Source organism: Cupriavidus sp. SW-Y-13 (assembly GCF_009793345.1).
GTDB lineage: Bacteria > Pseudomonadota > Gammaproteobacteria > Burkholderiales > Burkholderiaceae > Cupriavidus.
Window position 1 is genome coordinate 218,957 of record NZ_WHLX01000003.1, and the last position, 15,695, is coordinate 234,651.

18 protein-coding genes are annotated in these 15,695 nt (G+C 60.7%); 2 read left to right on the plus strand and 16 right to left on the minus strand.

Features of this window, described 5'->3' with window-relative positions; translation table 11 throughout:
• Nucleotides 1–118 precede the first annotated feature (118 nt).
• The 3 genes from GA566_RS28485 to GA566_RS28495 all read right to left on the minus strand — a co-directional run bounded on the left by GA566_RS28485 (nucleotide 119) and on the right by GA566_RS28495 (nucleotide 3,248).
• Entirely contained in the window at nucleotides 119–1,570 is a 1,452-nt protein-coding gene (locus GA566_RS28485) for an exonuclease SbcCD subunit D (protein ID WP_370459388.1), read from the minus strand.
• 95 nt (nucleotides 1,571–1,665) lie between these two features.
• Nucleotides 1,666–2,925 carry a hypothetical protein gene (locus GA566_RS28490; protein ID WP_202126978.1) on the minus strand — a complete coding sequence of 420 codons (1,260 nt, stop codon included), beginning with the start codon at nucleotides 2,923–2,925 and terminating at the stop codon, nucleotides 1,666–1,668.
• A gap of 11 nt (nucleotides 2,926–2,936) precedes the next feature.
• Entirely contained in the window at nucleotides 2,937–3,248 is a 312-nt protein-coding gene (locus GA566_RS28495; RefSeq protein WP_160474920.1) for a hypothetical protein, read from the minus strand.
• A 651-nt stretch (nucleotides 3,249–3,899) separates the two neighbouring features.
• Here GA566_RS28495 and GA566_RS28500 point away from each other — a divergent pair.
• Both GA566_RS28500 and GA566_RS28505 read left to right on the plus strand, forming a co-directional pair.
• On the plus strand, nucleotides 3,900–4,448 hold the full coding sequence (locus GA566_RS28500; RefSeq protein WP_160474921.1) for a hypothetical protein: 549 nt from the start codon (nucleotides 3,900–3,902) through the stop codon (nucleotides 4,446–4,448).
• A 640-nt stretch (nucleotides 4,449–5,088) separates the two neighbouring features.
• On the plus strand, nucleotides 5,089–5,502 hold the full coding sequence (locus tag GA566_RS28505; RefSeq protein ID WP_160474922.1) for a polymer-forming cytoskeletal protein: 414 nt from the start codon (nucleotides 5,089–5,091) through the stop codon (nucleotides 5,500–5,502).
• Between the two features lie 99 nt (nucleotides 5,503–5,601).
• Here GA566_RS28505 and GA566_RS28510 read toward each other — a convergent pair whose 3' ends face one another.
• From GA566_RS28510 to GA566_RS28570, 13 genes are all read right to left on the minus strand, one after another.
• Entirely contained in the window at nucleotides 5,602–5,976 is a 375-nt protein-coding gene (locus tag GA566_RS28510; RefSeq protein WP_237380891.1) for a hypothetical protein, read from the minus strand.
• 268 nt (nucleotides 5,977–6,244) lie between these two features.
• Nucleotides 6,245–7,222, minus strand: coding sequence for a DUF932 domain-containing protein (locus GA566_RS28515; RefSeq protein WP_160474923.1), 978 nt, complete (start codon nucleotides 7,220–7,222; stop codon nucleotides 6,245–6,247).
• A gap of 460 nt (nucleotides 7,223–7,682) precedes the next feature.
• Entirely contained in the window at nucleotides 7,683–9,236 is a 1,554-nt protein-coding gene (locus tag GA566_RS28520; protein WP_160474924.1) for a hypothetical protein, read from the minus strand.
• A 65-nt stretch (nucleotides 9,237–9,301) separates the two neighbouring features.
• The gene (locus GA566_RS28525) at nucleotides 9,302–9,655 is read right to left on the minus strand and encodes a hypothetical protein (RefSeq protein WP_160474925.1); all 354 of its coding nucleotides are present in this window, start codon (nucleotides 9,653–9,655) and stop codon (nucleotides 9,302–9,304) included.
• Nucleotides 9,656–9,717: 62 nt separating this feature from the next.
• Complete coding sequence (locus tag GA566_RS28530) at nucleotides 9,718–10,110, minus strand: hypothetical protein (protein ID WP_160474926.1); 393 nt, start codon at nucleotides 10,108–10,110, stop codon at nucleotides 9,718–9,720.
• 255 nt (nucleotides 10,111–10,365) lie between these two features.
• Nucleotides 10,366–10,836 carry a hypothetical protein gene (locus tag GA566_RS28535; protein ID WP_160474927.1) on the minus strand — a complete coding sequence of 157 codons (471 nt, stop codon included), beginning with the start codon at nucleotides 10,834–10,836 and terminating at the stop codon, nucleotides 10,366–10,368.
• Between the two features lie 11 nt (nucleotides 10,837–10,847).
• Nucleotides 10,848–11,231 carry a hypothetical protein gene (locus GA566_RS28540; RefSeq protein ID WP_160474928.1) on the minus strand — a complete coding sequence of 128 codons (384 nt, stop codon included), beginning with the start codon at nucleotides 11,229–11,231 and terminating at the stop codon, nucleotides 10,848–10,850.
• A gap of 219 nt (nucleotides 11,232–11,450) precedes the next feature.
• Nucleotides 11,451–11,924 (minus strand): glycine zipper 2TM domain-containing protein, encoded by a 474-nt coding sequence (locus GA566_RS28545; RefSeq protein ID WP_160474929.1) that lies wholly within the window; start codon nucleotides 11,922–11,924, stop codon nucleotides 11,451–11,453.
• A gap of 147 nt (nucleotides 11,925–12,071) precedes the next feature.
• The gene (locus GA566_RS28550; protein WP_160474930.1) at nucleotides 12,072–12,884 is read right to left on the minus strand and encodes a hypothetical protein; all 813 of its coding nucleotides are present in this window, start codon (nucleotides 12,882–12,884) and stop codon (nucleotides 12,072–12,074) included.
• Between the two features lie 40 nt (nucleotides 12,885–12,924).
• On the minus strand, nucleotides 12,925–13,263 hold the full coding sequence (locus GA566_RS28555; protein WP_160474931.1) for a DUF3085 domain-containing protein: 339 nt from the start codon (nucleotides 13,261–13,263) through the stop codon (nucleotides 12,925–12,927).
• Nucleotides 13,264–13,341: 78 nt separating this feature from the next.
• On the minus strand, nucleotides 13,342–14,064 hold the full coding sequence (locus GA566_RS28560; RefSeq protein WP_160474932.1) for a hypothetical protein: 723 nt from the start codon (nucleotides 14,062–14,064) through the stop codon (nucleotides 13,342–13,344).
• 189 nt (nucleotides 14,065–14,253) lie between these two features.
• Nucleotides 14,254–15,057, minus strand: a complete 804-nt coding sequence (locus tag GA566_RS28565; protein WP_160474933.1) for a PRTRC system ThiF family protein — start codon at nucleotides 15,055–15,057, stop codon at nucleotides 14,254–14,256.
• A complete protein-coding gene (locus GA566_RS28570; RefSeq protein ID WP_160474934.1) occupies nucleotides 15,054–15,695 on the minus strand; it encodes a PRTRC system protein A in 642 nt (213 codons plus the stop codon). The genes GA566_RS28565 and GA566_RS28570 overlap by 4 nt, the downstream gene beginning before the upstream one ends.

Consider the following 15,695-nt stretch of genomic DNA (forward strand, 5'->3'; position numbering starts at 1 on the left):
ATAGAAAGAAAATGGATACTGCGGGTCGATGCGTCAGGGACGCGGGTAAAACCAGTTTTCGACAGCCTCACGGGCTGTCGGAACATGGCTTTCGCATGTTCTAGGGATTGGCGTATCGCTACGCAAAAAGATCGTCGGTGAGCCAGTTCATTGGCGCGCCCGCGGTGGCAACGGGCGCTATCGGTTCCGTTACCGGCACGGCAGATATCGCCTCAGGTGCGACGTCAGCCTCCTCCAGGTCCAACTCCGCCAGTGTCGCTATGAACGACGGCGCAGCAACTTCTACACTGGGGATCACCTGCGTAACAGGGACGGACATCTCGGCAAGACCCGCCAGCACCTGATCGGCAATCGCCTGTGCATCGAGGTTTTCCAGCATCGACAGACTGTCCAGCAATGGGTTCGCGTCGACGCCCGTCAGTTCGCACCATCGCCCCAGCTTCTCGGACAAGGTTGCGGCCCGACTGATGCCTTCGGCGCGGCTGCGAACGGCAGGCAGGACACGTGCTTCCAGCTTGACTTCCGCACAGGCAGCAAAGAGCGCCAGGATGGCGTCACGATCCACGAGTTGACGATGCTCCTCGTTGACCGTCCAGCGCACGCGCACGCACTTGTGGGCAGCGTCGGCCGCGATCTCGGCAAGCTTGGCCATGTCTGGCGGTCCGTCGAAGTCGATGCAGACGGCCTCGCTCGCCGGCGTCTTCACTTGGGTCGCTACTGCCTCCCCCGGTGAAACCCGCCACTGCAAATAGCCCTTTGCGCCGATCTCGCCGTAGTGGAACCGTCCGATGGAACCCGGATAGCCCACTACCCTGCCTTCACGTTCCCACTGCTGGGCACGATGAATGTGCCCCAGCATGAACGCGTCACAGTCAGCCTCGAATAGCGCACCGATCGTGAACTCGTGGTCGAGTCCAGCCATCGGCACGCCATGCTCCGTTTGGCAACCGTTGACGGTGCCGTGCGACACACCAATCGTACGAACGCCCTGTGAGCGCCATTGACGATTCACAGTGCCTGCGGCGGCCAGATAGTCGGCCAGGTGATCACCAATCGCCGTCGCAGCGTTTGCTACGCCGGCAGCGGCCGCCAATACGGCCTTGTTGACCGTTGGCACGCAGGTGAACACGACGTCCGGCAGACCGTGTTGCGTCAGGAGCCCTTCTATTTCTGACTGGTCGAAGATCGCGCCACTGCTCGGAACGAACGTCTCGCCAATGAGCGCTACCTGGTGAATCCGGTCTGCGACGTACACGGGACAACTCGCTCCGATCAGTCGAAACAGATCCAGCGTGCCCGGCGGCTCGTGACTGAATGTTCCCTGCAGCATCAGAACTGGCATGTGGGCGGACAACTGATGGATGCGTCGCGCCAACGCGGATAGCGCCGGCGTGTGGGCATCGAGCCGGTGGTCCGTCGAATCGCCCGACACCACGGCAACACGGCAGCGACTTGAGATTGCGTTCTCCACCGCAAAACCAAAGCAACGATCCGCCTCGGCTAGATGCCCAGGGGAGTAGTGCAGATCAGAGAAGTGCGCAGCAAGAAATTTGCTGACAGCGTCTAGCATCATGGAACCTCCAAGGAAATGTGCCGGCACGCGGCAAGAAAGAGAGAAGGAAGCCCGAGGGCTTCCTTCAATTACCGGCACAAGGCTGGCGAGAGTTATGTAGCGACGTCGGCGGCGATGGCTGCCACCTGCTCGCGGAAAGCCAGCGGATTGGCCAACGCGGTGCGCAGTTCCTCCAGGAACCGCTGCACATCGTGATCGCGCTTTGACCAGCCGCGCCCGAAGGTCGCTGTTGCAAATGCCTTGAGCTGTCGGGCGCCATCCTCGCTGTTGAGACCAAGATGCGCTACGAGATCGACGTACTCGGACTCGTGGCGCTTGATACCCGTTTCACGATTGCTTGCGAGAGTCGCAGCATCAGGTTGTGGCGAGCTTTCCGCTGTTGCTCCGGTCTGCGTGGCATCCGCCAGCGGCTCACTCTCATGGCCTTGATCCGGGGCCGATACCTCCCCTTCGCCTTCCAGTGCCGAGACAGCCTGTGTTGCCATCTCCAATGCGGGTGTGCGGCGGTCAGATCCGTCGAGCAATGCAGCGATATCGATATCGGCATCCAACGTGATGAGCCATTGCATCTGGCGCACCGCACGGCCATCTTCATCGATCCGGCTGATCTCCACTTCCTGCTTGGACATCCAGAACTTGACGCCGACCAACTTGCCGCGCGCCATGGCTACTGTCTGCATCGCAGCATGCGCCTTCTGCAGAACGTAGATGGACGTGGTCGGAAGCTCGATGAGGCCGAGGCCGCTGATGCTGGGGATCGCGAAGTAGAACTGCGCCGCAACCTTGCAGAGCCCGTGCTGGTATTGCGGGCACATTTGAGGATCGCAGATGCCGTCCGGAATGGCGTCATCCTGGCGAAGGATGATGGTACGGCCACCCCACACGCGCCTGGCGCGACTCGCACGTTCGTCACGCACCGGGGGCGCGTACATCTTGCAGTAGCGCCTGCCGTCGGGACCGTACTCCGAGAAGTACTGGCGTCCGCTTTGGGTCCAAGCAACGAGCTGGTTGGGCATGTTGCTCAGCCAATCGTCGAAGGCGAAGATGACGGGAAAGCGCCACAGTCGATGACCATTGCCATCACCACGGTCTTCACCGTAGCGCTGCACGATCTCGTCGGCCACTGCAGGGTTGCTGAAATCGGAGCCGCGGCAGGTGAACCACGCCACGTTCTTGGGAAAGAGCGGGTTCTTGATCCCCGTTGTCTTCTCGATTTCGCTACCGATCGCTTCGAAGGACTTGCCTTGTGCGAGCAGCCGGTCATGGATCTTGACGGCTTTCTCGTTGCCACGGGCGGTCTTGGTCAGAACCTTGATACCCGGGCGGATCTTGCCAATGATGGGCGGCCGCATGGGCCGCTCCTCTAGCAGGCTTCGGCGCCCGCCAGGCTCGCTGTAGGTGATGGGTGCATGCATTCGCTCTTTCTCCTATCAAGGAAACGAACGACGTTCGCCCGGATGGACGCAGCATGCTCCCGAAGGCGCAAGGCTGTGTCTGCCCCGCGCTGGGTCGTTACTGAATTGAGGAAGTTCGCTCTCGCGGCTTCCGGAAGACTGGCGACGTGAGCCGCCTCACAAAGTGCCCGCCACGCCTGCGGCATGTCCTGATATTCGGGACGGCGCAGGTTCAGCGTTGCCGCGATGGCGGCGGAAATCTCGGCGTTCTGGTGATGCATCAGGTGCTCCTGGAATCGAGGTCTCTCATCCAGAAACAAAAAAAGCCCGCCCCGGTTTGCGCCGGCAGCGAGCTTTGTTAGACAGGAACCTGCAACGCCACGCCCCTTCCGGGGGCGTGGCATCGAGGGAGCGGCGCACGATTGCGCACGGCTCTATGTTGAGGACGTAAAGTCGCCCTCGTGCAGCATGGTCACGCTGCACAACAACCCTTTTCGCGAACCCACAGGTTCGGCCGCAGGTTCACGGATCGGCTCGACGTCTGCCGTTCTGCCTAGGAGGGGCCTTTGAGAGAGCTCCACATGGTCCCAGGCTCAAACGGTGTCCCGCGTGCACTCATGAAGAGGCACAGCAAGGAACGCGTATTACGAGCTGATGAGGGGAAGTGTTCGGCGAAAACACTTAGCACAAGAGATATCCACACTGGTAGCCAACCAGTCGGCGCGTGCGCAGATGCACGACTTGAACAAAGAGATGGACTCGCCAGGAGTCAGGATCGATGCGTCAGTGACGCGAGGTGTGAAAGCATTGTGGCACAGGACTTTCTTTCAAAACTGGCGAATGCTCGGCAATTTTGCGTAGCTTTCGAAGTCATCGGCTGTCCGTTCTTGTCCGACAATTCCGGGTGAGAGAGCATCCCTATACATGGACAAATGGCCGAACAGGATCCACCCAAGAAGCCCAGTACGGGCCTCAGGCCCATCGAGCGCCTGAACAGCGAGGAACGTCTGAGCCGGCTGACGCCAGCAACGGCATCCGCCACCCACCACGAGTACTGCTCGAAATTCGCACGCGATTTTCTCGACGCACATTTCTACTACTGCTCGTCCAAATTTGTCGTGGCGCGCGCCGGTAAGGTCAAGGCGCTGGATGAAGCGTTTCGGGAAGCGGAAGGATGGTTCTCCAAAGCCTTGGAGTGGATCGCGGGGCAAGATCAGATCGAGATTCCGCTCTTCTATGAGAAGAGAGAGGTGCAAGTCTCCCATTCCTTCGCGGGCCGGCTACTGCGACTGCTGATGCAGTACGACAGGATCTTCGCCGAGACGCTCTACAGTCTCAACTGCGGGTCCATTACCGGCGACGCTCGCGAGACCACCACGGTCATCGCCGCCAAGCGGATCAAATCGATCCAACAACTCTGCATCCCGGACACCGACAAGTTCGGCGCCGACGGCACCCTCCTCAATTCTTCCCGGAGCTAGACCCATGGACATGCGTGAAATCGAGCAGCTTCATGCTCAGTACGCCAAACCTGCCCTGACCATCGATATTTCACCCTCGCCCGCACGTCCCTCCGCATCGCCCCTGCGGCTTGGCGCCGCAATGAGTGGCGCGGGTGGCGACGATGCGCACGTGGCATCGCCAGGGGGCAGGGTCGTGAATCCGCGTGCTTTGTGGGCAGTTGTGTTCGTAGTTGGCGCTGCTGCCATGTTCCTGATTGGCAGCTCAATGGGAAAACGCGATGCTCGGGCGCAAAGCTCGGAGTTCGCACTGGCAGCTAGCGCACCGGGGTCCATCCCAGCTTCAGCCGGACAAGCACAGCCTGGCCCCGTGGCCCATGAGTGGCCGGCTCGCAACGAAGCCGTTGACGCCGTGATCGCGCCGTCCAGCACCGTTGCAGCAACGCCCGCGTCCGCGGCCGACGCCCCGAAGATCGCCCTCCCGAAGCCGGAACCCGTAAAGCCGTCCTCGCCCCCGACAAAGGCCGTTTCCCCCGCCATAAGCGCAGCGACGCCCACCGTCCAAGCAAAGGCCCCGGCTCCCGCACCGTCGGTGCAAGCACGCCCTGCCGTCCCCCAACAAGCCGTTCCCAGCCGCGACATTAAACTGTTCTGAGTTGATATGACCAGCACCCCTACTTTCAGCCTACTGCGCGCCGGCATGAGCATCCACGGCGATCTCGTATCGGAAGACGGTTTCACCTGTCTCGCGCTCGTCACGGGCAACGTCAGGGCCACCCATGGCCTTCTGCACATCGGCCGCGGCGGCGTCGTGCACGGTGACGTGGAGGGCGAGCACATCATCATCGACGGCACGGTCGAAGGCGACGTAAAGAGCCGTGCGTCGCTCAAGATCAATGGCCGCGTAGTGGGTCGCATCTTCTACGCAGGCACGATTCGGCTCGGTGAGAATGTCGCGCTCGAAGGCAGCTCGATCACGCGCGTCTCTGCCGTCGGATACTCCATACCCCCCCAAAAGGAGGATACCGTCCCAACGCGCATCGACGAATCAGAAGCATCGAATACCACGAGTTGAGAAGGAACATGTTCCTTTCAAAAAGTGCGAAAGCTACTGCCTGAGACGCTTCTTTCAAAGACAAAAAGGCCCGACAACATCAGTTGTCGGGCCTTTTTGTTAGTACACGCGTCGCAGCGTCATGAGTTCTGCTTGCGTAAAAACGTTGGGAAATGTGATCCACGGAAAATCGATGGCGTTTGCGGGATCGCGGAAGGACACGTAGGGGAAGTCGTCATCCAGCTGTACCCGGAAGATACGTGGCGCGCGGCCCCTACTTTTGACTTCGTACACTACGCCATGTCTCAGATCAAAGACAAAGGTTCCCATGGTAAGTGCTACAGATGTCCGCAGACCCTGCATGTATCGCAGGTCCATCCAGGTATCGTAGCTGACGGTGGTCGCGCGATCACGTGTCTGCGCAAGCCACATGTTGAACAATCCGGTGAACCGGTCTTTTCCAAAGCGGGCAACTTCGAGAGGTTGTGGTTGCATGAGCTGGTCCTGCGCTCGCTGCACCCTGTTTCCCGCCGTGCTTCGACAGGCGTATTGGCCCCGCAACACCGTGCTAGTTGCGTCGGCCCCACGAAACAGCCATCGCGGGTAACGGGTATAGAAATCAATTGGGAACATGGCAACGAGCAAAAGAAAAAGCCCCGGGCTGAGCCGGGGCTTAAGAACCTGAAACGACCACTCCAGTACCGGACAACGGCACCAGAGCGGATCGCTTGAGGGGGAGTAGAAAGGTCGTTCGAGATTGCCGTTAGGCGGTATCGCCCACGAGTTCGATGGCCGCATCCCAGGCACGTTGCTTGAGCACGGCACCAGCGCCAAACCATGCGGAGTCGAGACGGTTACCCGCAGAGCGTGCACGCTGCTGATGGTCGACATACTCGGTCACGCTGTTCACCAGACCCCAGGCAGTACCCGAGGCCGATTCCAACGCGGCGCCGCGGCCTGCTCCGTCAAAGAGATTGAGCACGGATTTCAGGCCACGCTCGTTCATCCTTACGGGCGAATCGGCGCCCTCCTTCGCCAGCGAATAGGTGAAGAGGCGCTGGAAGAACCGCTCGGACTCGGCCTGGCTCACCTTGCGCGCTGCCAGTTCGTGCATATTGGCCATGAAGCCATCCCACGACGAAATCGCGATGCCCAGTTCATCCTTCACGGCACGCGGATCGAACTGGCTACGGTGTGGCACTTTGACGGCGCCACGGTTGCGACCCAACGCGATTTGCAGCGTGTTGTTGCACACCACACGCACGGACGTAAACTGTGCCGTGGTCGCCAGGGTGCCATCGCAAGCGGTGGCCAGCAGCAGGTAGCCACGGACCTCGTCACCACCCTTGAGGGTTGCCGACTGCCCCGTGCGCGCGAGTGCCCAGAGCTTGCGGCCCTCTTTCAACACACCAGCCGTTTCCAGTTGATAGCCGCCGACCTGTACGAGGTCCCGATAAAACTCCAGGATCTCGGAGGGTTGCACGACCTGGTAGCGCTGCGACACCGTCGACAGCGGCTTGCCGTTGTCAGAGCGGTACAGCACCTTTTGCTCGGGGAACGCCTTGATCGGGTCGAGATCGTGGGAGCCAACGCGAAACATCACGTTGGTTTCCTCGATACGCCAATTCATGCCGGCGGCTTCGGCCCAGACTTCGAGTGGCTGATGCTCGGCCAGCCGGTTGCCCAGGCCGTGCCAGGGGGTTGCGCCAGCGTATGCCATGGTTTGAACGAGGTGGGACATTGAAGTACTCCTAGAAAATGGAAGATTGCGAGCGCAGCCGGTGCTGACGCTCGCGAGTGAACGAAGGGATTGGAAAGGAATGGAACTGACGGCCGCACTGAATGCACGGTCGCAAAGGAGACGCTTGCCATCACCGCCAGCGGCGAGTCATGACAACGCATCGCGGGGCTACAGCAAGGTGGAGTGCATGGGGATCGCGAGGATGCCCAAAGAGTCATCCCGACAGGGAGTAGTCCCTGTGGGCGGTTTCAAGAGATAGCTGGCATGTGCCGGCGAGGGGTCGATGCGTCGAAGACGCGGGTAAAACTCGGTTTGGACTGAACCGCATTCAGTACAAACAAAGCTCTGCCAGATAGCCTAAGGGTATCGAAGAATCCGCTCAGTACTGCCGCCGAAAGCTCGGCATTCGGATAGCTGATTTGAGAAAAAGCCCCCCGCCATAGCGGCCGGGGGGGAACAATCAAGCAACGGCTTCAGCCTGCTGATGCTGCGCAAGCCGCGCGCGCGCATAGGCGAGCGTGCCGTCTTTAGCGCGCAGCGGGCGCGAAGCGCGCTTGGCGGGGTCGACGATGCAATATCGTCGAGTGGCTCCGCGTGCGTGCTCCATCAGCTCCGAGTAGCCAGCCGCGATGCAGAAGTCCACGTATTCGCGCCCCGACATCACCTGGCCGTTGTCCAGGCGATATCGCGTGCGCTCGGCGAGTTGCCGCGCGTCTTCCAATGCACGGTCGGCGCGCGCCTGAGCCTTCTCGATGGCTGAATGCGCTTCCCACGCCGACTGTTCGTCGGCAGAGAATCCACACATCTCAAAGATCCGCCGGCGACGTTGCGCCGCCGTGCACTGCAAGAGATCCACGCCCGTGACATCTCGCAACGCCCGCTTGGACTCGGTGTTCCAGTCCTTTGGGTTGTCGAAGATGTCCAGCACTGCAGCGATATTTCGTGCCATCACGGCCAGCGCAACGCGATTGGGCCACTCGTAGCCGTACGTGTCACGTTCAATTGCTGCTGCGCGTGTCCGCCGGTCAAACTCGCGTTGGCTGATGCTCGACGCTTTGCGCTCTGTTGTGGCTCGGTCCACCGATGCCTGATACTGGCGCTGGCACACCAAGGTGCGAATTCGCGCCGCCAGGGGCGTTGCTGGTTGAGCGTTCTCTCCTTCCAGCGGCTTGGGCGTCGGCATGGTCCGCGGAGGCAGGAGGCCGGCCGCAAACAGCGCGTCATCGACCTGGACGAAGGTACCGTCGCTGGGCACGTTGCGCAACGCAGCGATCAGCTTGCCGACGTTGTGCGTCGTGATTTCCAGCTTCTCGCCGCGCATGGCCTGGCAGAGCGCTTGCAGCAAGTTGGGGGGCAAAGCCCCTCGCAGCGCCGGCACCTCGATGAGCGGCCGCATCCAGAGTTCAGAGCGGGCGTGATGCGGGTTGTCGCGATAGGTGTTGATGATGCACTCGCGTACCTTTTCGCCACGCATCAGCGCGTAGGCCACATGGACTTCGTGACGGCAGTTTGGACTGGCAGCAGGGTGATACAACGGCCCGTTCGTGCCGTAGCCGAACCGACGGATGAACTCGCCGCAAACGAACTCGGTGATATCGAATGCCCCCTGCTCTTCGAAGAGGTCAACGGTCTGGAACAGCGGGCCAGCATCGTTTTGGGACATATCGATGGCTTCTTCGGGGAAGTACGCCAGGCGGCCGGCGGCTACCACGGCGCCCCACGCGGCGCGGCTCATCTCATGTGGGCGCAGGATCTTGCCACTGAGACGAACGATGAAGCGATCGACCTCGTCGAGAATCATGGAGAGGATGGCACGGCGGGTACCGATCGGGCGAACAGCGAACTTGCCGCCGGTAATTTGCGCAACTGTGATCGCGCCGCGTTCAACGTGGCGTACCGCGATGTCGTCGACGCGCGGTGCTGCCTTGCCGTCGCGGTCATCGTTCAAATATTGCAGCACGCCGGCAAGCGTCGTGCGATGCTCGGCGCGCTGGCCGATGTGAATGACATACATGGTGGGCTCCGAAACGGAGCATGCCCTTTCGGGGACATGCCCCGAGAGGGTTGGAAGGGATTGGCCTATGCAGGCACAGCCGCTTTCGCGAGGTAGATGGCCTCGAGTAGCGCGCCGGCCGTGATGCGCCAAACCGCGCCGCGCGCATTGCCAACGGCAACGGTGCGAATCGGTTGGAAGCAGTCGGAGTCGAGCAGCGCAACGACGGTGGACATCGGCAGACGCCACAGGCCGACGATTACCTCATCGTCAGCAAGCGTTTCGCTGGGGACATTACTGGTGAAGGTCTCGTAGAAATCGCCGGTCGCAGCTTCGACCAGCGACAACACTGGGCGGTCGTTCACTGCGTAGAGTTCAACCGCAAAGCGCAAGGGACCGGGAGAGCCGGCTAGGCCGGTTCCGTCGATGGTGATGGGCATGGGAATGGTTTCACGGACCCACCGCCTTGCGGGATGGACCCGCAAGGGTTGAAGAAGATGGGTCAGGCTACGGCAGCCATGCGCCGCGCAGACTTGCCACGACTGGCAAGGACACGTGCCGCCGCGACCTCCGCGAGGATATCGGCGTCGACAACGCGCCAGATTTCGCCCTGGTCAAAGCCAATCTGACTCCAGCGGCCGGTTTGCACAAACTTGCCGGTCTCAAGCAAAGCAGCCTTGAGGTCGAGCGGCAGGTTCCAATCTCCCGTGACAAGGATTTCGTCGTCGCCCAGCGTGGCATCGGGCAGATTGACCGACAGCACGCCATAGGGCATGTCGTCGTCAGCGCAGACAAACGAAATGGCAGTGCGAAGGTTGGTCGAATAGACGCTGGCACACAGCAACACACCAGCCGGGTAGCTGGCCAGACCTGCGCCATAAACGATACGGTCCATCGGGGTACTCCTTTGGTGGGGAGACGCCCCGACGGGACGACGCCCGTGTGGGTGGGGGAAACGAAAAACGCACCCCGAGGGGTGCGTTCAAGTGGTGGGCCGACGAATCGGCTCGAATTGAGAGAAATAAGAGTTCGGAGGATCAGCCGTTGCGGTCCAAGTCCCGGAGCCTGCGCGAGCGGTCTGCGTTGCGCAACACCCAGAGAAAAAATCCCGCAATGCCCAATCCAAACATCAGTACAAATGGACCAAACATCACTTATCTCCTTTGAGAAACGCCGATCCGATGGCCAATAGTACCCCAGCCAAGATAATGAGACACGCGCCATTCAGCAAGACTGTCGCGGTCCAGCCGGGCCGACCGGCTGCATATCCGACGACTCCGACGACTGCAGCGGCCGAAAGCGTATGACAGTATCGGCCGTAGGCATGCAGTTGATCCTTACTCGGATCCCTGAAAGCTTCGGCAATACGCTTGGCCCACGGTTCTCGTATCGCATGTTGCATGTCCAGTCGATAGCTGGCCTGCGCAACATGAAGCATGGGAACCGCCTCGCCTTTGTACTGCGCGACTAGGGCGTAGCCCTCGCCAGCTTCCGTCGCCGCCGAAACACGCAACGACATTCGCTTAGGCAACTCCACCACTTCATCTTTGTGCAACGTCGCAAAGCCAGTGGTTTCTTCGCCAGAGGTTGAGGTGAACGTGACTTTGATAAGTCGGGTCATGGTACCTCCGGTCAGCTACGACGCCCCGCCACCACGCGAAGCGTGGCGACAAGGTTTGCATAGCCCTGGTCGCTGGCCAACGAATCAACGCTGACCGCGTTGTCACGACCACCGGTGAGGTCATTGCGGCCGCGGCATGTCCGGTAGGACATGAGCACGCCGCCTTCTGCACCAGCGGGATGCTGGATCTCGATCAGCAACGAATCGGTATGCAACGCGAACACATCGACGTCGCGACGACGCTTTCGATGCTCGCGGATGGTGAATTCGCGCGGGCTGAGCGCCATGTCACCGGCAAAGCGACGGAGCACACGGCAAGCATCCCGACGAATAGTCTGGCAGGCAGCGGAATTGGTCGGTTGATGCCGACGGGTAAAGGACTTGGGAAGTTTCATTGATGTCTTCGATAAGGACGGGACATCCCTTCCCCATGGGACGAGTGTCCCAACTGGGTTGGTGGTCCGGACATGCCGGACAGGGTCGATGCGTCAGAGACGCGGGTAAAAGCGGCTTGCCCAAGCCTTGGGGCTTGGGCAAGCCCTCTCGGGCTTGCGAAAAGATGTCCCCCGTGAGGGGGATGGTGAAAGGATATGGGGAGTTCCGTGAGGAACCCTTCAGCGCGACAGGCGATAGTTGCCCGCTGCAGCGACCAGGTACAGCTGCTCACCAGTGGTGAATTGCTGGTCAGCGTCCTGAGTCACTACGATCTGGCGGCCGTCATCCTTGCGGACGATGACCTCCACACCATTGCGACGGTTCATGCGGCTGGCCACAGCCTGCGCCGCCACGGAAGAGACCGTGCCCGACAGCGCGCCGGCAATGTAACGACCGTTGCCACCACCGATGACACGAGCACCAAGAAGGCCACCCACGACCGCCCCAACGATACCGGGGACGCCGCTATTGGCCGACGAATAGCCGTCGCTGTCGACGATCGTGACCTGACGGACACGAACAACAGTGACGACTTCCACGGAGCCGGTGCGCAAAGCTTCCGAGCTGCGATAGGCATTCGGAGACGTCTGCTGTACAGCGCAGCCGGCAAACATGGAACAGGCAAGGAAAAGTGCGAGGAAACGCTTGAACATGATGGCCTCAACGAAAAAAGGGCCAACATGCCCACGGGCAGGAAGGCCCGTGGTGGGAGAAGAAAAAAGCTGTCCGGCTATACAACCGGAAGTGTCGATGCGTCTGAGACGCGGTAGGTGCAGGAATGTTAGCAGCCGTTAAGGGAATCAGCAACGATTGATGCGCGCGATTGCCAGGGCATCCACGAGAGAGATGCCGTACTCCAAGGCGGGGTCGGCGTGGAGCCAAAGCGGGGACCCGCAAAGAGGGTTGAAAATCTCTTCGCCCCCCCATATGAATACCAGTCGCGGTAGCAACTCTCCACTACCTTCGTCATGCATGGTGTCGTCGTGCATCGTGATATACAGGCCGAGCCGCGGATAGCGAGCGTGGTACCGTGCGAGGTCAGCGACCGTCGCACCGCGAAGGCCTCCGGCATCAGCACCGAAGAACCGGAAGCCGCGAACGGCAACCTCGCGCCCCATTTCGCGCGTCGATGCAAATGCACGCTTGGCATTCATGATGGCGATGTACTGCGCCAACCCATAGACGTCATAGACGAACTGGTTGGCCAGCTTGCCCGTTACCGGGCCGATCGCCCCATGCGAGGCAAATTCCCAATACGCCGCGTAGCCCATATACACGAAGACTTGCACAAACATCAAGGCAGCGGCCGCATAGTCGTCGACACGCCTCATCGCCTGCGAATCAACAGCGACTGTACGCGAGCGAACTTCACTCCAGAGAAACCAGCTCATTGCTACCAGCATGGCCGGGAACCCGATGGCGGCAAGGAAATGCTCGCCGCAGGCCATGAGCTCCCGTGGAATGGTCAGCCAATCCGCCGAATAGTAGCCCTTGTATTCGAAGTATCGGAAGGCGCGGGACGCCAAAGCAACCCCGCAGAGTCCAACGGCGAGACGAATATTTGTGAAAAGGAATTTTCTAGCGTTCATTGTTGAAAGAAGATGAAGGGCCATGCCGTCTCGCGAGATCAGACGGCGCAGCTCACATGACGGGTCAGGCCAACGAATCCAGGCGGACTGAAGTTGCGCTCACGGTGATGCGGACCTTCTGAGTCGCAGGGATTTCCAGCGCCTTTCGCAAATCGACGAGCGGCAAACGCTCACCGAAGTCATCGCCGCCGAAACTGCGGTACGCGTTCTCGTAGAAATCCGCGTCCTTCGCTGGATTGCAGCCCTTGAAATAGAACAGGCACTGCTTTTCGGGCGTGGCGCCCGTGCTGTAACCGACATACGCACCGTGGTCCTTCGCGATGAAGAATTGGTCCGAACCGGCTGCATCACAGAAGGCGACAAGCGATGCGACTTGCGTGCGGGAAAGAGTGATTTGAGGCATGGGATTGCTCCTAGAAATTGGCGGAGCACTCCCACAGCGGGATGTGCCCCGCGATGGGTGAAAGGGAGGGCTAGAAACTCAGACGCCGCCGGCTTCGCGTGCCAGTTGGTCCAGCATCGCCTCGATGACTCGCTCGCGCCGAGCTTGCAGTGGCAAGGCATTGAATTCCTCGCCATCGGCGAGATACGTGAGCGCGTCGACAACGGCAATCCATTCGCTGGACTGCACAGCAATCCGAACCGCACCTGGCAACGAAAGCCGCTGGCTTGCAATGGCGAGCACGGCATCGAACCGAGACAGGTCCAGCCGACGACGGCATTCCAAGCGCTGTTCGATGTACCCCGACAACAGGAAGGACGCATACGCACACAGTGCAACGTGATCCTCGTCTGCCAGGGCTTGCATCCATTCAAGTGCCGCCGTGCGTACCATCACGTGCAACGACTGCCGGTGGGTGGCAGGGACGGTATCGTGACGCGCTAACTGCCATCCCCAACCGAAGCCTACGGCGTAGAGATCCGTCAGCTTTCCGTCCACGATGTGGGGTTCGGCGTCAAACCACTCAGTACGGCTTCCTTCGACGTGCCGCACTGCGTTGCGCGACTCAACGAAGGATAGATTCGGCAAAAGCTCGCACAGCCGCTGTACGTCCGCACGACTAAACATCGGATACGTCAGCGTGTGCCACGGCTTGCCATTCCAATAGCCAGTAGCGATAGCACCAGCAGGCAGCCAGGGGCCCGTCACGAAGATGCGACGAAAGGCGGACTGGGCCGGGATGTGAGGGGTGGAAATGCTCATGAAGTGCTCCGAAATTGATGGAGCACTCCGCCAGGGCAAGTGCCCCAACGGGATAATGAAGTGTGTGGCCGAGTGCCACGGGTCGATGCGCCGGAGGCGCGAGGTGTGGCGCAATAGTAGCAGCCAGGCCTGCCGTCCTGCAACGAGCGCACAAGAGAAAAAAGCCACTCCCGCAATGGGAGTGGCTGTTCAAGCGGATTGTCGCGGCTTGCGTTTGGCACGGGCCTTTGTCGCGCCCAGCTTGTAGCCGAATCGCTCCCATGCCGTCGGGTCCAACGGCAGCGCGCTGGTGCGCCCTGTCGCCAGATTGACGAATGAGCCGCAGTACTGAAGCGTACCCGTGCGAAACAGCGTCCACAGCAGGTTGTACGCTTGCACTGCGATCGCCTGATTGATGACCAACGACTGCTTCTGCAGTGCCTCCGCCATCGAGCACGACGGCGCGGTGTCGGCCTTGTCCCCTTTCGGGTCCAGCAGCTCGGGAAACAGGTCTCCCACGTGGGGAAGCCGCTCCTTCGCCTTGCCACGCACCTGCCCAAGAATCACCTGGCCACGATCAGACTCGTTGCCGCAGTCCAGATAGTAGCCACCGGTACCCCGTTGCATCGCGCCGAGGATTGCCTTGCGAGCGCCCCGTGTGTCGACGCAACCGATCACCATGTCGCACACGAAGCGGTCACCGCTTCCAATCCGGCGGGTCTGCGCTTGCCAGCGTGTTCCCATCAGGTTGTTGAGGCGGTTCACGATCAACGTGGCTTTGGGCTGTCCCACATCCACCGGGTAGAACCCCTGCCGGCCGACATTGGTCTCGCTGACGGTATCGTCATCGTAAACCGTACAGTCGATGCCGCCAGGGTGACCCAGCTCGAGCATGGCGTGGTGCAGCCGCGCGAGATTGGGCAGCAGCGCGCTGCCCGTGCCACCGGCACCGACAACAACTACTTTCCACGCGCGCGTTGTCATCGCTGCCGGGATTCGATGTGCGAAGGTCATGCCAGCACCTCCTCGCGCGCCGCAGCGTACCAGTCGCCCGGCACACGCTCCACCGTCTCAAAGATGCCCTTGGCACAGAGCCGCAGCGCCATCGAGGGCGTATAGGCCGCACAGTTGCCGAGCACGAACGCGAACTTCACGTCATGACAGTCATCCGCATCGTCCGTAGGCGAGAAAAATGCCGGATGGCTGCCGTGGGAATGACAATCCACCACCAGCACATCGTCATCAGCCAGCGCGGGACGCTCATACTTCAAGTGTCCGGCGCTGTGCTCGATGATGCCGAGCGGAATCAGACGAAAGATTCCGGTCACCGCATTCCAGACTATCCACGCCCCAGTTTCCTTCGGGTACGCGGCACGCGCCATGGTTGCGAACTCGCCGATCAACTCGCTAGGTACGCGGCCGCAGTGCAACTGCGTTGCCTCAGCCGCCTCGCCATAGGGAATGGCGGTGGGATGGCTGAAGACACCCAGCTGGCGCACCACGCGCAGCCAGGGCCGTGCGATTTCCAGAAAGACCCCGTTGGACGCAATGAGCAAGCGCTCACCGTGTTTTACCATCGCATCGAGCTGGCCGAAGCGCGGCACCATGACGGACGGAAAGGACTGCTGCAAAGCATTGTCTGCAGGATGCAT